We start from the raw sequence: 17,678 nt of genomic DNA on the forward strand, positions 1-17,678 counted from the left end.
CAGTTATTGTATGGACTTATTGGCTTTCGGCTCGACGGGTCGCTCGGCGGATAACGTCCGCATAGCCATGCGAGAGGGAATCGAACCCCTCATAGAAACCGCGGGATTTCAGAAGCCGATGCATCCCCGCGAGGCGATAAGGTGGGACGCCCGCCGCCAGATGATGTTCGACATGATAATTGACGTGGTTCGGCGCGACCAGCAGCCGCTCCCACCAGGATACCAACGTAGTTGCGGTGTTCAAACGCGGATCCGCATTACCTCGATCGACAACGACGCCATGTTCCCCGATCTGGCGGAGGCGGACGATGACCGGATAGGCGAAGATCTGCGCGATCCACCACATCCCGTACGCCCACCAGCCGCCGGCCGATGCGAGCACTCCGAACAAGCCAAGGTGAAACGCGACCCATGGCCATTGCTCGGCGACTTTGAAGTTCGAGAGGGAGCGGGTGAGGTCACGAAAGCCAGTACGGCCGGTAACGTCGCGCATCAGCTTGCGCCGTAACGCCTCGGGCGGGATCGGATAACCGGCGACGAAGCCCAAGTCTGGATCATCGCTGGTTCCGGCATGACGATGGTGGGCCAAATGGTACCTTCGATATTCAGACAAAGACAGATTGATCGGCGTCCCGGCGAACCATTGCCCCACACGCTCATTCGTGCGCCGTTCGGCGAACAGGGCATGGTGCGCGCAATCATGAACCAGGATGCCGAGGCCGAGCTGTCGCGCGGCGATGATCAGGATCGCGGCCACGATCGTCACGGGGTTCGGCCAGGCGATCGCAGTGGCGAACGCGCCGGCGATCAGGCCCCAGTTTACGGCAAAGGCCCACCACGCAAGCATGTCCGATCGTCGCGTCAGCAAGGCAAGTTCGTCTCTTGCGAGATAATCCGTTATCTTCATTCCGACGATCCTCCTGACGCGATAGTAACGACAAAACGCATTATGAGTCAAAAAATGTTATATGATTGGCGTGCGCCAGTGACGCCTAAGTCGCTCGCCCTGTGGTTCCTATCGACAGCCGCGCCTGCGCCGCTGCGTGCTGGCACGCTGATCGATCGTGCGCGCATCTTCGATATCGAACCATCGGCGGTCCGTGTCGCGCTCGGGCGGCTGGTCCGCGACGGACTTGCTGATCAGACCGAAAGGGGGCTCTACTCGCTTGGTCCCAAAGCAGCGGCATTGCATGTGAAGGCGCGCAAATGGCTGTCGGTCGAGGATGGCGTACGGCAGTGGGACGGCGCGTGGATCGTGGTGCTGACGCATCATCTGGGGCGCATCAACCGGCCCCGATTGCAGGCGGGCGAGCGATCGTTGCGGCTGACCGGTTTTGCAGAGGCAGGTGCCGGCGCGTGGGTGCGACCCGACAACCTCAGTCGTGAAACATCCGTACTGGCCGGCGAACTCGAGGGGCTTGGGCTCGACGCCGGAGCCACGATACTCGGCGGCTGCATCGCACAACCCTTCGACGACGCCCGCTTTCGCACTTTGTGGTCGCGCGGGTCGCTCGAGGAGAGTTATCGGTTCTGGATCGACGAAATGGAAGCGAGCGAACTCAGGACGGTTGAGATGTCGGTCACCGAAGCCGCGCGCGAAACCTTCCTGCTCGGGCAATCGGTCATCCGCGCGATCAATTCCGATCCTTTATTACCAGCCGAACTGGTCGATACCGACCTGCGCCGAACCCTCGTGGACACGATGATCGGCTATAACGCGATGGCACTGCGCCATTGGAGCAAGGTGAAATGAGCGGGCTACGCGATAGTGCAGAAGACAAGGATCGCGTCGACCATCTCTCATGGGCGCGCCGCTACATTTTCAGCGCACGGTCGTAGCCGGTAAGTTCGAGATAGCCGCGTCCGCCACGCGTCCGCACCGCACCCTCCCAATAGACCGGCAGGCCACTGCGGCGCGCATCCAGTTCCTGCGCGGCAAACATCGGAGTCAGGCGCCACCGCACGACACGGCCACCGGTCCGGATGCTAACTTCCTGCGATACCGGGTAGGTAGCGCCGGTCACCCCGCTTCGCCACGTCGCCAGCGGCCGGAACGCGACGTCGCGCGGCCCGAGCGCGGTCGTCACGCCATTCGGTCGGCGGAGCGCGCCGCCGGCCCATAAGGTACCGCCGCCCTTCCGCCGGATCCTGAACGCCATCAGGGCGGAGCCGTCGTCGAAATTGAGCCCGGTCCAGTCCCAACCCTGCGCCTCGGGTGCGAGGTAATCGGACGACCATTCGCGATCGAGCCACGCCTCGCCGGTGACCGTCACGGTGCGGTTGCCGCGTCGGACCTTGCCTGAGACCCGCAGATGCGGGATCGAGTAATAGTAGCTCGCCTGCTCTGGCGTCGGTCCCTTGCGGCTATAGCCGCCCAGCCCCTGCGGCAGCGGCGGCTGCGTGGGGCGGAAGTCGAGCGCCAGCCCGAACCCTTCGGCGCCAAGGCGCGTTGCCCAGTGGCCGTCGGGGGTGCGGCGAAGCCGCCAGTCGCGGATCGCGATATCGGCGTCGCCGGTGCGTGCGCCAGCCAGCCCGAACCCCTCGCGTGCGGCGCGCTCGCCGTGGAGTAGGCGACCGGTGGCCGGGTCGGACAAAGCGGCATGCGCGAACAGTACCTGTTTTGCGGCGAACCGGCTGGGATTGTTTGCGTCGACGGGCGGACGCGTGCGGAAGAAAGTCACCTGAAAACCAAGGTCCTCGCCCGCATCTGTCTTGAGCCAGCCGGTGACGTACCACCATTCGGTGCGGAACGCTGGATGCGCACCGTGATCCGCCGGGAACGCGAGCGTGATGCCGGGCCGAACCACGGGGTAAGGGGTGGCGGCGGGGGCCGCGGCCGCGACGCCTGCGAGCAAGAGGATCACGAACCCGCGCATCACCAATCCTCCCGCACCGATTGCACGGCATCTCTTGCGGTGGCGCGGCGGCCTGCCAGAACCGCCGTAACCGCCGCCGCGCCGTTCAGCGCCGCCGCGACCCCCAGCAGCGTCCCAATCGGTACCAACGTCGTCATCGTCCAGTTGAACGATTGCGGATTGATGACGTGGATCAGCACCTGCGCCAGCAGCAGGCCGAGCCCGATCCCGGCAAGCGCGCCGGTCAGCCCGACCATCGCGCCCTCGGTGGCGAGCATCGCGCTCAATTGCCTTCGGGTCAGCCCCAGATGCCGCAGCATGCCGAATTCGCGTTCCCGCGCGATCGTCTGCGCGGACATCGTCGCCGCCACCCCCGCCAGCCCAACGAGGATCGCCACTGCTTCGAGCAGATAGGTCACCGCAAAGCTCCGGTCGAACAACGTGAGCGCCAATCGCCGCAGCGTCGCCGGCTGCGTCACCTCCACCTGGCCCCGGAGCGACGCAGGCAGGCGGGCGACCATCGCCTCCCCGATCGCGACCGCATCGCTTCCCGGTCGGAGCATGGCCGAGACTTCGTCGCGCCCGTCGTCGCCGGTCAGTCGCTGATAATCCGCCTCGTCGACGAGCACCGCGCCCGCCTGGCGACCATAATCGCGCCATATGCCGGCCACCGTGAAACGGGTCCGGCCGGCGATCGGCAGCGTGATCGTCTCGCCCGGATCCCAGCCATACAGGCGCTGCGTCGGCTCCGACACCCAGACCAGCAGCGCGCTGGCGGGCAGCGGCGGCGCGCGGTCGATAAGGAGCAATAACGGGTCGCGACCGCCGCGCTCTGGCCGGGCGATAAGGCTGATCGGCGGTCGGTCGGCGGCGATGGTCAAAGGCAATTGCCGGCTGAACGCGAGGTGCGCGACGCCGGGTGTTGCGGAAAGGCGGGCGCGGGTGGCGGGATCGAAACTGGCACCGGCGTTGGCGCGAAGGTACAGATCGGCGCCGAGCACCTGTCCGAGCCAGGTGTCGACCGCTCCCCGAAAGCTGGTCACCATCGTTGCCATGGCGATCATCAGCGCCGTCGAGGCGACGATGCCGCACAGCGCAGTCGCGGCCTCGCCGGGCGCACCATGGAGGTGCCGGATGGCGAGTTGCACGGGCACGCTGCTCCAACTTCGCCGGGCAAGCGGCGCCATCAGCGTCCGCGCGAACCACGGCACGCCAGCGACCCCGCCGGCCAGCATCAACGCCATGCCCGTGAAGCCGAACAGCGGGAGTCCGCTCACCGCCGGCAACAGCGCCGCCGCTCCGCCGGCGATCAGCAGCACGGCGCCCGGCCACCAGGCGACAGGACGACGCGGGTCGAGCACGTCTCCAGAATTCTTGAGCGCCGCCGCCGGTGCTGCGCGCGCGGCGGCGCGCGCCGGAATCGCGCTGCCAAGGACGGCCGCAAGTAGCCCTAGGCCGAAGAAACCGGCTGCGGCGGCAGGCTGGAAGATCACCCGCGGCGCCGTTCCGCCGAAATATCCGGCGCCCAGGTCGCCGCCGAACCAGTGCAGCGCTCCCCAGGCAAGCCCGTATCCGACGGCAAGACCCGCGAGCGCGCCGACGATCCCGATGACCATGCCCTCGACGACCACCGCCGCGATAACGCCGCCACGCGGCATCCCGAGCGTGCGGAGCAGCGCGAACGCGCGCTGCCGCCGTGCGACAGACAGCGACTGCGTCGAATAAACCAGGAAACCGCCGGTCAGCAGCGCCACGAGCGCCAGCATGTCCAGGTTGACGCGGTACGCGCGCGACAGCGCCGATCCTTGCGCACCGCGCGCTTCCGCCGTCGACAGGATCGCATCCGCAGGAAGCAAGCGGGCAAGGTCCGCCTCCGCCGCCTGACGGTCCGACAGCGTCAGGTCGATCCGGTCGATCCTGCCCAGCCGACCGAAGCGCCACTGCGCGGCGGCGATATCCATCACGCCGATCGCGGCATCGGCGTCGGCGGCCGGCAACGTCCCTGCTATGCGGAGCTGCACCGCGCGGCCGTTCGCGGTCACCGTCAGACGATCGCCGACGGTAGCGCCGACCGTCGACAGCGCGGCGCGTGAAAGAAAGAGCGAGGCTTCGTCGAACACCGCATCGTTGCCCGTGTCTGGTCCGCGTGGAGGGAGTCCGACCAGCGAGGGCGTCACCACGCCTGCACGGATCACGTCGATCCCGAGAAGAGTCAGTCGGGCGGTTCCGATCCGGGCGTCCATCCGAACCACCGGGCTGGCATCCGCGACCCCGGCGGCGCGCGCCACCCGCGGGTAAATCCGTTCGTCGATCCCGAGCGGGCTCGTCGCGCGCACCGACAGTTCGGCGGCGCCATTCACCCCGCGCACCGCGCCGTCGAACGAGGCGAGGGCGGAGCCGTTGACCAGATGCACCGCGAACCCGAGCGCGACGCCGACTGCGATCGCCACCGCGGTGGTCAGGAAGCGGGCAGGGTGGAACCGCCACTCACCGCCGATCAGCCAGCCAAGCGCGAGCCGGGCCGACAAGAGACCGGGATCAGCGGCCACGCCGCTCCGCCAACCCATCCGCACTCAGCGTCAGCACCCGGTCGGCGACGGCCGCACTTGCGTCGGAATGCGTCACCATCACGCCCGCCGCACCGTTCTCCCGGACAGCTTCGGCGAACAGCTTGAGCACGCGGGCGGCGGTCTCGGGATCGAGATTGCCGGTCGGTTCGTCCGCAAGGATGAGCGCGGGCCGGTGGACCAGAGCACGCGCGATGGCGACCCGCTGCAGCTCGCCGCCCGACAAGTCCCGCGCATAGCCGTCCCCGCGATCCCCGAGGCCGACGGCCTCCAGCATCGCCGTCGCGCGCGTATCTGCGGCGGCGGCGTCCGGAGACACCAGAGCAAGCGGCAGCGCGACGTTCTGGCGGAGCGTGAGATAGGGCAGGATATGAAAAGCCTGGAAAACGAACCCGATCCGCTCCCGCCGCAATCGTGTCCGCGCGGCGTCGTCTAGCGCGCCGAGCACCGTGCCGTTGATTGCGACACTGCCCTCATCGGCATCATCGAGCCCGGCGAGGATGTTGAGGAGCGTGGATTTTCCAACGCCTGAGTCGCCGATGATCGCGATCAGCTCGCCAGCACCGACCTGAAGGTTGAGCGATCGAAACAACCGGCGCGGACCTGGCACCGACTTGCCGAGCGCGTGGACGTCGAGGAGGATCGGGTTTCCGTTCACGTACCTCAGGTGGGGCACGTAAGGCGGTGCCGCAATGCTCCCCGCTTTCGGCGGGTCTCTTAATACGTAGCTTGAAGATCACGAGCCAGTACAAACTAAGAGCAAATAGCGAAGCAGCAACCCGAATCCGGCAGCCCGTCCAAGCTGCACACGGGGGAGACAGAGTGGTTTGCGCGGCGGAATCAAGAGAAGTCGTAGTTCTGCACAATCTTTGAAAATAAGTTTGCGGGTATATATGGAAAGGGCAATTTAGTTTAAAAAGAAAATAAAAAAACCGCTGCGTATCATTTCATGATTAAGGATCAATCGGTGGGAATAACATCGACCAGGCGCTGCAGAGACCGTTGTGGATCTAGGCAAATCCGTGTGTATTAGGAAATGCCATATTGCACGGACAAGATGGCGAAAACTTATTACATTTACCTGAACCAGCGCGAGGTTGCTGCTCGGCTTCGGGTTAACGAGCGGACGCTTGAGGGTTGGCGTTGGTGTTAGATCGGACCAAAGTTTTCACCGCTTCGGCGGCAACGTACGCGGTGCGATCCGGTACGCACTGGCCAACATTTAGGCCTATGAAGAAGCGACGCGATGCGGATCGCGACGCATCACCTATCGCCGCGTTGCAGCAATCAACTTCGCGGCGTCGACCGACGAGGTAACAACAATGTCGGATCCCACCAATCAGTAGCGAGTCGAGTCGCCGGAAATGCGCGCGGTTTAGCGAGAAATCTAGAGTGAATTGAGAACTGAAAGCCGCTTAAGCAGCCCATCGTGAAAATTTTTTTTGTGGGGCGGCGAACTCGCCCTCGCGGCTCATCGGCAATTTTGACCTGATTGTAAGCGGTAGGACCCTCTGATCGAGCCAGGTAGCATTGAAATTATCAAAAAAGCTTGAGCTACGATTTTGTCGACCCGCATCAGTCGGCCGGCGGCGCCGCAGAGAGCGCTGTTTCTATCCGTTGCACCGTTAATTGTGATGGAATAGCTCGATTTGGGCCACGCACCGCGCGGACGGGAGGTTTGAGGGATCTGAAACGCATTGCCGGTCTCCGATACCCCGGCTCAAAACGCCTCTGACGCGTTGTGCTGCAATCCGCGGGGTGAGGTACCTGAACACCCAAAAAAATGGGCATAGACCATGCCCCTAGCTTGTAGACGCAGGTGCATTTGCGCGTATTTGACGTCTCCAGCATTGATAGCTGGGACGATAAGAATGTTTTTAAATCAGCACGAATTGGCGCAGCGGTGGCATCTCAGCGGGCGGACGCTCGAACGCTGGCGGTATGAAAAACGGGGGCCGAGTTGGGTCCGTGCGGGCGGTCGGGTTCTGTATCGTGTTACTGACATTGAGGAATTTGAACGCCTCGGATTGCAGGTCGTGGAGCGGCGGCCGTGATTGGACTTGATTGGAACGATCCGCTCAGCTTGGGCTGTAAGCGGCGTTTGTCGTCGTGAGCTTTCAGCTGTTGGGTCAAATTTGGCCGCTAACAATTGAGCCCTGCGCGAAGAAGATGGTTCTGCTCGCGTTCGCCGATGCCGCGAATGACGATGGTCTCACCTGGATCGCGCTGAAGTCGGAACGTGGCAAGCTGGACATGCAGACGAAGCGCTCGATCTCGCGCCGGTTGCTGTCCGCTCACGTCGCCTCGTTCCAGGCGGACGGCTATGCCGAACGACACGAAACGGTCGGAAAAGGCGGTATCTGGCGGGTCCATGCGACCCCCGCAAATTTTGCTAGGGTCAGCCCTGCGACCCCCGCAGAAATTGCCACCCCCTGGCAAAAATTGCGGGGGAACCATTAACTAACCATCAAGATCTAGAAAATAAGGGCGAGATTCTTGCGAGCGTGGAGAAGAGTCTGCGGATCGGCCGTGCTCTCCCTGGCGTATCGCTCGAGCAGCGGAAGGCGTTCCTGAATACGCGAGCCTCTCTCGCAGGGTCGCTCCGGGCCTATGTTGCAAATAAGGTCCTGCTGACTTTGGCCGGGTTCGCGAAGCTCGGCTGGCATGCTGGCGAAATTCTCGATCGCTCGACGGTCAACCCCTGGCCGGATGTGTACGTCCCAGCGGATGGCCGGGTGACCGGCTGGCCTATCCCGCTCGCTCTTCCGTTCGCCAGCTTCGCCTTAGTGCTCTGCGCTTGCGTGCTCTCGCGCCTCGAGCTGGGCAGGGGGTTTCGCCTCCATGCCGCGCAGCTCGCCACCCTGTCGCGTCTGCTCGACGCAGCACGTGCCGATGTGTTGGCGGACGAAGCCCGGTCCCGACTTGTTGAAGGGGCCGGCACGCACGGCGCTCGATCGTCGCGCCCGTCGCTCCAGTAACGCCGCAATGGGAGGTCGGTCGCGACCCGGACCGCGCCATCCCTACCGATTGCGGATGGTGACGATTGTCGATCGATCGAGCGCGAGCCGGCAGGCGCCGAGGGTCAGCAACAAGCGGAATGCTGCGGGATCACATCATTGCGCGACCTCGACCGATCAGAAGGGGAGGGGGGCGTCAAAACCATGGGGCTTTACCTCGGACATCGGCGAGGGGCATTTTTTTATCCGTGGTCGATATTTCCACCCGGGGGTTACGCAATCCAGTCACTTTGAAAAGGTCGGGATGGTAAATAGTGCTTATAATCAGTGGCTTAGCGATGACCTGGCTTTAAGCTTGCAGGTAGCCGAGCGAAGCGGTGCGAACTTCAAACCCTCAATGTAGGCGACGATGCCTGACGCGCAGGTACGAGGGTATCAACCGCGAAAGCGGCCACTTGCTTGTCGCATCGTGCGGCCCAAACTCGTGCGCCCGACGAGGCCGCTCGCGCATTGTAGCCCCAGCAAAAGGGGATGGTATTTAATGAAAGCCGCACACTTAGCCTCCGCGCTTCTCTTCGTTGGCTCACCCGTGCTCGCGCAGAGCAGTCCGGAAGACAATGACAAGCGCCCGGTCCAGGCCCACTTTTACGAACTCACGCCATTGAAACCGGCGGCCGACTTTGCCGCCTCGCTGAAGTTGCCTCGCGGCTACCGTGTTGCCGTATGGGCGAGCGACCTGGGCAACACGCGCGTCATGGCCGTAGCGCCGGACGGCTCGGTCTATGTAAGCCGACGGTCGGAGGCCGATATCATCAGGCTGGTGGACGCGAACCGAGACGGCCGCGCGGACGGGGCACCGACCGTCATCGTCAACCGACCGGGACTGCACGGACTGACCATCCACGACGGAATGCTCTACTTCATGACAGCCAAGGAAGTGTTTCGCGCGCCACTCCGGCCCGACGGCGGCATAGGCACCGTGAAAACGCTGATCGACGACCTGCCCGACGCCGGACAGCACCTCAACCGGACGTTAGCGGTCGGTCCGGACAACATGCTCTACATTAGCTCGGGTTCGACGTGTAACGCCTGCGACGAGTCCAGTCAGGAGAACGCGACGCTCATCAGGGCGAGCCTCGACGGCAAGGCGCGGCGGGTGTGGGCCTCGGGCTTGCGCAACACGATCGGCTTCGGATGGCACCCGCGCACGGGCGAGCTATGGGGCTGGGATCAGGGCATCGACTGGCTCGGCAACGACCTCCAGCGCGAGGAGGTGAACAGGATCGAGCGCGGCAAGCGCTACGGCTGGCCGTACGTCTTCGAGGACGGCAAGCGGAACCCGCAGGACGAGCCGCCGGGCGGCATCACGGCTGCGCAATGGGCTGCGTCGTCTACCAATCCGGTGCTCATGCACGTCGCGCACTCGGCAGGCATGCAAATGGCCTTTCATCCAGGCGGCGGCTTCGGGCCGGACGTCGCTGGCGATGCCTTCGTTGCCCTCCGCGGCAGCTGGAATCGCAAGCCTGCATCGGGCTACGAGCTGGCGCGCATCCGCTTCGATGCAAAGGGCCAGGCGACCCGCGTCGAGACCTTCGTCAGCGGGTTCATGAGCCGCGACGGCACGGGCCAATACGGCCGGCCTTGCGGCGTGGCAGTCATGCGCGATGGCTCGATCCTGCTCTCGGACGATGCCAATGGCGTGATCTACCGCATCACCTATGACGGTGCGACGGGGCAGGCCGCGCCGCTCGCGCCGCCGCCCGGCCCGATGCTGGAACAGGCAGCGCGCGGGACCAACGTACCGCTGGCTCTTGCACGTCCAGAGACGCAAGCGAGCAGCCCGGCGGGGCTGACGGTCGCCGCGGCCGCGTTCACTGTCAACGGTCCGATCCCGCGGGAGTACAGCGAATACGGGCTTGGCATCTCGCCCGCGCTGAGCTGGTCCGCCGTTCCAAATGCCGTCTCCTACGCGATCCTCGTTGAAGACCCGGACGGCGCGTCGAAGCCGGTCATCCACTGGGTCGCCTGGAACGTGCCTGCGGGCACCACCCGCCTGCCCGAAGGACTGCAGGAGCGCGACCGCTTGAGCGGCGGACCGCTCGAGGGGATCATGCAGGGCGCGAGCGGACGCGGCACGGTGGGCTGGTACGGCCCACGCCCGCCGAAAGGCGACAAGCCACATCGTTATCACTTTCAGGTGCTCGCGCTCGATCGCCAGCTGGACCTGCCGCTTGGAGCGACGCGAGACCAGTTGCTCACGGCCGCGGCAGGGCACGTGATCGGGAGCGGCGACCTTGTCGGCACGTATGCCGAACCGAAATGAGCTGCGGCGGCTTCTTTCCGCGTAGTGATCCACCCCCCCTGAGCTCGCTAGCGTGATGCTAGCATCTTGGGGGCGGAGTTCGGCTCCTGCTCGCATTCCGCATCGCTGCGGCATTGCGGCTGTCGAGTACCTAAGACCCGTCGCAAGGCTTTGTACGCGGTTCTTTAGACCCACATCCGGACGCTCAGGCGGTCTCGGCCTATTCCCGAAACCGGACCTTCGTTCATGATGCAACCCACGGCAGCTTAGCGCCCCACTGTCGCCGTTCAGCGTTGCTACGCGTGCCGCCAAAACCCGCCGTTCAATTCATCGTGCCAAGTACGGGTGAGCGTCAGCTGATGGACGTCACTTCCGATTCAGGGCCCCGCCGGCCGGTGATGAAGTTGCCATTGTCATCGAACAGGAACGACAGCCGGTTCTGCTTGAGTAGCGCCACAGCCTCTTCGCGTGTGTGGCCCTCGATCCGGTCGAGCACATGCCGGAAAGCGAAGTGCTTTACGAAGCCGACCGTGGGGGCATCCTTCTCAAGGAACAGGGGCCCCGCCGGATCGAGATCCGCGATCATCTGAAGATCTGCTCCATCCTCGTCCGACATGAGCGTGCTGAAGCGCGGCGGATTCTTCAAGTGGAGTTTCGCTGCAGCGAGCTCGGCGGCCAGCTCGCGCGCCTGCATTGGGTGAAGTGGTCCCGTGATGCGGCCCAGGGTCGGCTCGATTGCGCGGACACAGGCCTGTCCGTCGTTGAGGACCGCATAGAGTGCAACGTCCCCAGCCCGTAGGAACAAGGAGGATGCGTCGGTGACAGACACCACATCGAACGGCTCATCCTCTGAATCCGGGACCAACTGCACAAGCATGAAGGAGCCAAACACGAAATCGCCGAGGAGCGCTTCCGTATAATGTGCTCGAGCCAGGCAATGGACATGATGAAAGGTCTCCCACTCATAAGTCTCAGAGATCGGCGCGTCGCCGAGTCGACGGTCGAGATGCTTCTTCAGCCGGCGGTCCTTGAGGTGGAGCTTGAGAAAGATGAGCGCGAGCCATTGGAATAGGCGGTGAGTGCCTTCCAGGTCGATCAATGCCTCCACGCCTGCGAACCCGCTGGCAAACGCTTCGCTCACCGGCGTCTCAAAGGTGCTGCTAAGCCGGCTGTTGCAATCGACGCAGCACGGGATCGTGTACGTTCCGTAACCATGCCGCTCCCTATTGGGCAGCGTCATCGTCTTGGCGTGAAGGGTGAACTGGCGCAGCAGCCAATTAGGCAGGATATGTTCGCGGTTGAAGGGCGTCTCCTGCTCACTACGGCCGCAGATGAAGCAATGTTCGCCTTCGCAGATGTCCCGAACGAAGCGTTCGACGCTGCAGAAGAGAAGGCGTCCGTTCTTGTCGAAGACGGAATTGTCGGTCGAGATCGGCATGACGCTTATATAGTGCACGATGGCGTAGCGACGATCGCCTTTGTTGCCGCCGCAGACTATCTCCAACAGCTGGCGCTTGAACAGGTCGTGTCTCGCAAGGAAAGGCGCGACTGCTCGGGCAATGCCCGTCCTGGCCTGAGTAGAGTGGTGTGGCCTCTTCGCGCCGCGGCCGCCTTTTGTTGGCAGCCTCGCGCTACGTAGCAACCGCACTTTTCACACGCTAATCCGATGTCGGGAAGCACCTCTTCAGCTAGCTTCGGCGCACTGATTTAGCGGGGAAGGCCGAGGTGACTGTCTGTCTCGTCGCCGGCGGACCTATGCCTGCACATCGGCGTGGCGACGTGCTCTGAGATGAACGACCGGTGCCGCGCCGAATGTTCGGGCGTTCGCTGGCCCTTGGGCTGAAGCTCCAGGGTCATCGAACCCGCGCAGCTGAAACCCTTCGTTCGCCCGCTGGCACGAAGGGGTTCGAGAAAGTCTTGCGCATCCACCGGCTGGGAATGGCAGCGCTCCGACAGCTGGGTGCAGGCTATTGCGCACCCCTGATGCCGCACTGTTTCAACGACCCCCAGACGCGGATTGTCGTGCCGTCCGCGCCCGTTCGAGAAGACGACCGTGTCCGGCCGTACCGCCGTCAATAATCGCGTTGTGAACGCTTGGGCGTCACTGGTACCCGGAAGCCCGCCATGATGCGGGAAGACGAGAACATCTGCTTCCAAATTAGTCTCGGCGTCGATCGCTTCCGCGAGGCCGGTCTCATCCATGTCTGCCGCCATGAGGATGCTGCCCGCGCCCTCCTCCGCGTCTATCCGCAGGACGCCGGACAATGTGTTTGCGTCCACTTTGCGTCCAGAAGCGGTCGTTCCGCCTACGCCGGTCAGCGCTAGCGCCGAGCTGGGGCACAGAACCGCGATACGGGCGGCACCAACCTCGATAGTTCCCGGAATGGTCGTGGAAAGCCCGGTGACGACCTTGCAGCTACCCTTCTGCTCGGCGACCGCAACCGCGACCCGGAAATCACGCCAAATCCTCGTATTCTTCTGGCTGTCCGGATTGACGTAGATCCGTTCCACGCGAATGTTGTCACTAGTTAGCAGCGACAGGATGCCAGCGATATGGTCCTTGTCCGCGTGCGAGATAATCGCTGTTTCCACAGTCTCGACTTCAAGATCCCGCAGCGTGTCGAGCAACATTGCCCCGGTCGGGGAATCGATTACTGCGGTCGCGCCGCCGCTTCGGACGATCGCGCAGTTCCCGTGGCCGACGTCGAGCAGAATCACCTTCGTCACCGAACCCCCTCGCTGGGCGGCGGCGCGACCTCGTTGACGTGGTGAAAGAAGAGTTCGTCCTCATGCTTGGTGCCGATGTTGACGTCACCCAGCAAATAAGTCCCCGCCGTGATGCGGTTGCGCAATTCCTCTGCGATGCACTCGATCGGAATAGGCACTGCGTGGTCCGGTCGCCAGGCGGGAACGACTCCGTCAATCTGGCGAACCGGCCCTTCCGTCACACTGTCGATGCGGATCAGGGAGCGATGTGGCCGCCTTGCATCGACTGGGTCGTCGACGATCTCGCGCCAGCAGGTCTCGAAATACTCACCGATCCGCTCAGGGTCAAACGCGTCCCGATGGACAATGACAGGCACATCGAAGCGAGACCGGCGCAACATCAGGCGATCGGGCGAGCCGTACATCGTTAATAGCATCGCCGGGCGCCGGCGCGCGACCAGCTCTTTTACGACCTCCACGCCATGGAATTGCGCCATCTGCCGCGCTTGGAGTCGGTTGTCGCAGATGACGAAATTCGGGTCCTGCGCTTCGATCGCCTCAACCAAGTCCCCGACCCGATCGTCGAAGGAGCCGTTGACCGTGGAGGGGACGAAATCGAAGTCGCGCAGGATTTCCATGATTTCCTCGCAACCGTCTTCATCGTCGTCGATGACGGTCACGCGGCTGGAGGGCCTCAGCATTTGATGAACGTTCATCTCAGACCAGCCCCATCACCGGAAAACGAGCGGTGAAGCGGGCGCCCCCGAATTCGGATTTACCGACGACATCGATACTCCCCCAAGGTCGGTAACGGAATCTCGTACGATGGTGAGGCCGAACCCGGTTCCATCCTGAGAGGTCGTGACACCGGGCAGCCAAATTTCGCTGATCTCCACACCGTCGATCCCCCCCGCATTATCTTCAACTGCAAGGATTAGATGGGCACCTTCCTGGCGAGTTTGCAGACGAATGATCCGTTGTGGTTGTGAATAGCCCACCCGCTGGAAAGCATTGAGCGCGTTCATCACCAGATTGAGGCAAATTCCGTCGATGAGCGCGGCGCTGCCGTTGATCACGGCGTAGCCGGCGGCAAGGTCCAACTCGACCTCTGCCCGGAAAAACTCAGTCACTGGCTCAAGCAGGGACTTCAGCTCGGTGAGACATTCATTGACATCGACGCGGCCCGAGCGGCGCTTGCGCTTGGCAAGCAGGGTCAAGGGGATGGAAATGAAGGAGCTCAGACGCTGTTTTACTCGCCCCAGACGCGCAATGCGCTGGTCGGCTTCCGCATGTTTCTCGGTGGGAATAAGGCGCCGCAAGGAATCGATTGCTTTATCGATCATGCTAAGGGGCCGGCCGATCTCGTGCATGAGAACCGCTGATGTCATGCCTGCGGTGGCGAGGGATCGATAGAGCTGCAATTCCTCGCGCAAGCTCCGGTTCTCTACGCCCGAGTCTTTGACCAACTGGTCGATTGCCTTTTCGACTTTCCTGCGTTCAGTACTTTTGACCGACCTGTCCAATACGGTGTTGAGTTTGGTCTTAGCGGTTGAAGTCGAGCGGGCGATTGCTTCCTTTTCCGCCTGGCGCCGCTCGTCTCGCTCGCGAATCTGGATTTTGGCGGACCATTCCAGCGCATCGGTGCATACGCGGCGAAGCTCTTGGAAGGCTTCGTTTTCGATGTACCCGTTGCGGTCGGTCTTCTGGGAGAGAATCCCGGCAACGTTTGAAAGGCGCAGCACGCCGATCGAGGTGTTGGTCGACGGGCGTCCTTCAGGGCTTCGAACGCGCCGGAGGTTCATTTCCAGCCAGTCATCGCCCGCGCCCCCATAGGGTGGCACCCGAATGCCGTCTTCATAGATATGCACGCCGCCCACCTCGGTGAGCCATTCACGCACCTCACCGACCGTAGAACTTCGGGTTGAGAAGGACTGTGCGTCGAGGATGAAAACCCACAGATCAAATGTCATCAGCGGCGCATCGTAAGCCGCGCTGTCGATCATCTCGTGAAGGGTGCCGCCTTTCCAGTCGAGTAGCTGGAACGTCACTTTAGCTTGGGCATCGACTTCGGCGTGAATGCGGTACTGGGCGTCGCTGAAATAGGCGTTGTTAACCTTTGCTTCGAGGTCCGAAAACTCAGGAGTCTCGAGGCGGGCGCTGAAGCCTGGATCAGATCGAGCGGGGGGCTCATCTTCCTCGGCCGGCCCGCGCGCCGGCCTGTCCTGCGAAAACTCAGCTGAGTTACCAAATGGGTCCGACAGGAGCAAAAGGCTGCGCGCCAACTTGTTCACCGCCGAGCGACCGAACTTGTCTGAGACGCGCTGGATGAGAATATCGGTACCGTGCGAAAGATCCGTATCGACCGTCTCGACGTCAATCGACACGTCTTCGACATGCTCGGCAGCGGCGAACGCTGTCCAGTCGATCACCAGCCGGTGTTCCACCCCAGGCTCGGCAAGTGGGCGAGTGCGCAGTTCGACTCGGTCGCCCAACCTAAGCGCGGCAAGGCGACCCAGGCCTTTATCACCCGCCGGCACTCGCTTGTAGATTTCCGTGGCGGGCTTTTGCTGCTTCGACGATCGGCCGATAACGAGCCAACCGCCGCGGATCGCATCGGCGGACATGCCGCTTCCATTGTCGGAAATACTGATCGACCCGTGGCCAGAATGCACCGCCTCAAGCCGGACGGTGCAGTTCGTCGCGTCGGCGTCGTAGGCGTTCTTCGCGAGTTCGACGATCCCTTGGTCCGCGTCCGGGACCAGCTCCTCTCCGAGGCGTGCCAAGATGTCCGGCGAGAAGCGGAAGCCGTCGCTCACCCGGCAGTCAACCAAGGAATAGAAGTGACGGAGCCTGTGGTAAGATGACGACAACGGATTAGATCGTTCAAATAGTCCGTTGTGCCGTCGGCGCCCAGGATGCTCAGCAACTCGTTGCAGGTCTCGTAGCGACCATCATCAGGTATGAGAACGATCAGATGATTTTCTACTGCCACGGGCCTTTCACCAACGATGATCGCTCCCACCGCTCGCTTTCGGTCGCTGGGGCTGGAAGTTCGCCGAACGACTACAAACGGCGGCTGGAAGAGGGTGCCTTTAAAGCGACGGCTTGCTCCCGGTGTGAACGCTTCCGCCCATGCCGGGACGGTCCTTGCGCAAATGAAGCGCTGCCATTGCCCTTTCTGCTCGTGACGATGAGGGACCACCGGGCCGACGCGAACGGTAAACCGGTCTCCGACCTTCCTTTTCGACGACGGGGGCGACGCCCAGAGCGGTCCCGGCTCCGGTGCGAGAAGCGTCGTGAACACGTCCACATCGGTCCACGCGTCGAAGCGGCCATGCGACCGGAACCCGCCTGAAACCCCCATCCCCGTGATCCGCTCACGAAATCTCCGGTAGCGTGACCCGCTTCGCAGCACGTCGGGGAGGACCGCGGCAATAACGACGTCGGGCGCTCGCGCCTCCAAGATTGCGTCAAGGAGAATCGCTGCGGCGCTCAGCTTACCCATACCCCACCCGGAGATGTCATGGTCGCTAACACCGCCAAACGGGGGATTGAATAGGATCCCATCGGCCCTTGCGATCAATTCGGTTTCCCGTCGCATGTCTCCAACAATTATGTCGGGGAACAGCCCGTCCACCGCCGCAATCGGAGCAGTGAACCTACCCCGCGAGCGCGCAAGGGCGACAAGTCGCGCCTTCGTCATTGCGACCAAATCTTCTCGCTGATCGATACCGGCGAGCCGACGCCCCCAATTCTCGATGGTCTCGTTCAGCGACCCTGCGAGCGGCAGTTTTTCGGCGTACGCGATCAAAAGATCGCCGATGCCGCAGGTCGGATCAAGCACCAACCCACCTTCGGGCAGCCTCGTCCGTAACGCTCGAGCTAGCTCGCGACTGAGTTCTGGACCGGAAAAAAAGGCGCCGAGCTCACGACGATCCTCGAGGCTGACGGACTGACGGAACGCCTTGTAAGGTACGCCGTTCAAGATCGGCTGGACTTCTGGCGCGAGCTCAGCCGCCTCCCCACTCAGCGCTTCCGAATTGGCGCGCGCAAGTAGACGTTCAAAATCAGTCGCTTCAATAGGCGAGTCCGGCGCCAAAATCATCCCCGTTATGCCGAGTGCGTTGAAATCACCCTCCTGTCAGGATCTATTGGCGAACCCACCGAGTGAGCGCAATGGAAACGAGCGTTGAGGCCGCTTTTGAGGCCGGACACTCCAAATTAGACCTTCAGCTGACGGCCCAATAGCAGCCATCATCGCGTTCTACGCGGTAAACGGCTGGAAGTGGGC

General features: G+C 62.9%; 13 protein-coding genes. 4 read left to right on the forward strand and 9 right to left on the reverse strand.

Going from position 1 to position 17,678, the window contains the following annotated elements:
* Positions 1 to 16: 16 nt before the first annotated feature.
* On the reverse strand, positions 17 to 907 hold the full coding sequence (locus H5J25_RS00145; protein WP_202093677.1) for a fatty acid desaturase family protein: 891 nt from the start codon (positions 905 to 907) through the stop codon (positions 17 to 19).
* Positions 908 to 985: 78 nt separating this feature from the next.
* On the opposite strand from H5J25_RS00145, the gene H5J25_RS00150 reads away from it, so the two are divergent.
* Entirely contained in the window at positions 986 to 1,753 is a 768-nt protein-coding gene (locus H5J25_RS00150; RefSeq protein ID WP_202093679.1) for a hypothetical protein, read from the forward strand.
* 61 nt (positions 1,754 to 1,814) lie between these two features.
* On the opposite strand, the gene H5J25_RS00155 is transcribed toward H5J25_RS00150, so the two are convergent.
* Genes H5J25_RS00155 through H5J25_RS00165 form a run of 3 tightly spaced genes read right to left on the reverse strand, consistent with a single transcriptional unit; the run spans position 1,815 to position 6,080 of the window.
* Positions 1,815 to 2,876 carry a lipocalin-like domain-containing protein gene (locus tag H5J25_RS00155; protein WP_202093681.1) on the reverse strand — a complete coding sequence of 354 codons (1,062 nt, stop codon included), beginning with the start codon at positions 2,874 to 2,876 and terminating at the stop codon, positions 1,815 to 1,817.
* The gene (locus H5J25_RS00160) at positions 2,876 to 5,404 is read right to left on the reverse strand and encodes an FtsX-like permease family protein (RefSeq protein WP_225883239.1); all 2,529 of its coding nucleotides are present in this window, start codon (positions 5,402 to 5,404) and stop codon (positions 2,876 to 2,878) included. Before H5J25_RS00160 ends, H5J25_RS00155 begins: the two co-directional genes overlap by 1 nt.
* A complete protein-coding gene (locus H5J25_RS00165; RefSeq protein ID WP_225883240.1) occupies positions 5,394 to 6,080 on the reverse strand; it encodes an ABC transporter ATP-binding protein in 687 nt (228 codons plus the stop codon). Before H5J25_RS00165 ends, H5J25_RS00160 begins: the two co-directional genes overlap by 11 nt.
* A 1,511-nt stretch (positions 6,081 to 7,591) precedes the next feature.
* Between H5J25_RS00165 and H5J25_RS00170 the strand changes: the two genes are divergently transcribed.
* The 3 genes from H5J25_RS00170 to H5J25_RS00180 all read left to right on the forward strand — a co-directional run bounded on the left by H5J25_RS00170 (position 7,592) and on the right by H5J25_RS00180 (position 10,702).
* On the forward strand, positions 7,592 to 7,882 hold the full coding sequence (locus H5J25_RS00170) for a hypothetical protein (RefSeq protein WP_202093685.1): 291 nt from the start codon (positions 7,592 to 7,594) through the stop codon (positions 7,880 to 7,882).
* Positions 7,883 to 8,058: 176 nt separating this feature from the next.
* Positions 8,059 to 8,400: a hypothetical protein gene (locus H5J25_RS00175; RefSeq protein ID WP_202093687.1), complete on the forward strand. Its 342-nt coding sequence runs from the start codon at positions 8,059 to 8,061 to the stop codon at positions 8,398 to 8,400.
* A 520-nt stretch (positions 8,401 to 8,920) separates the two neighbouring features.
* Positions 8,921 to 10,702, forward strand: a complete 1,782-nt coding sequence (locus H5J25_RS00180; protein ID WP_202093689.1) for a YbhB/YbcL family Raf kinase inhibitor-like protein — start codon at positions 8,921 to 8,923, stop codon at positions 10,700 to 10,702.
* A gap of 331 nt (positions 10,703 to 11,033) precedes the next feature.
* On the opposite strand, the gene H5J25_RS00185 is transcribed toward H5J25_RS00180, so the two are convergent.
* The 5 genes from H5J25_RS00185 to H5J25_RS00205 form a co-directional block, all read right to left on the reverse strand.
* Complete coding sequence (locus H5J25_RS00185; RefSeq protein ID WP_202093691.1) at positions 11,034 to 12,185, reverse strand: hypothetical protein; 1,152 nt, start codon at positions 12,183 to 12,185, stop codon at positions 11,034 to 11,036.
* A gap of 203 nt (positions 12,186 to 12,388) precedes the next feature.
* Positions 12,389 to 13,408, reverse strand: a complete 1,020-nt coding sequence (locus tag H5J25_RS00190) for a ComEC/Rec2 family competence protein (protein ID WP_202093693.1) — start codon at positions 13,406 to 13,408, stop codon at positions 12,389 to 12,391.
* Complete coding sequence (locus tag H5J25_RS00195; RefSeq protein WP_202093695.1) at positions 13,405 to 14,067, reverse strand: hypothetical protein; 663 nt, start codon at positions 14,065 to 14,067, stop codon at positions 13,405 to 13,407. The genes H5J25_RS00190 and H5J25_RS00195 overlap by 4 nt, the downstream gene beginning before the upstream one ends.
* A 51-nt stretch (positions 14,068 to 14,118) precedes the next feature.
* Positions 14,119 to 16,203 carry a sensor histidine kinase gene (locus H5J25_RS00200; RefSeq protein WP_202093697.1) on the reverse strand — a complete coding sequence of 695 codons (2,085 nt, stop codon included), beginning with the start codon at positions 16,201 to 16,203 and terminating at the stop codon, positions 14,119 to 14,121.
* On the reverse strand, positions 16,200 to 17,492 hold the full coding sequence (locus H5J25_RS00205) for a TRM11 family methyltransferase (protein ID WP_202093699.1): 1,293 nt from the start codon (positions 17,490 to 17,492) through the stop codon (positions 16,200 to 16,202). Before H5J25_RS00205 ends, H5J25_RS00200 begins: the two co-directional genes overlap by 4 nt.
* Positions 17,493 to 17,678: the final 186 nt, after the last annotated feature.

The organism is Sphingomonas aliaeris, assembly GCF_016743815.1.
Classification (GTDB): Bacteria; Pseudomonadota; Alphaproteobacteria; order Sphingomonadales; family Sphingomonadaceae; genus Sphingomonas; species Sphingomonas aliaeris.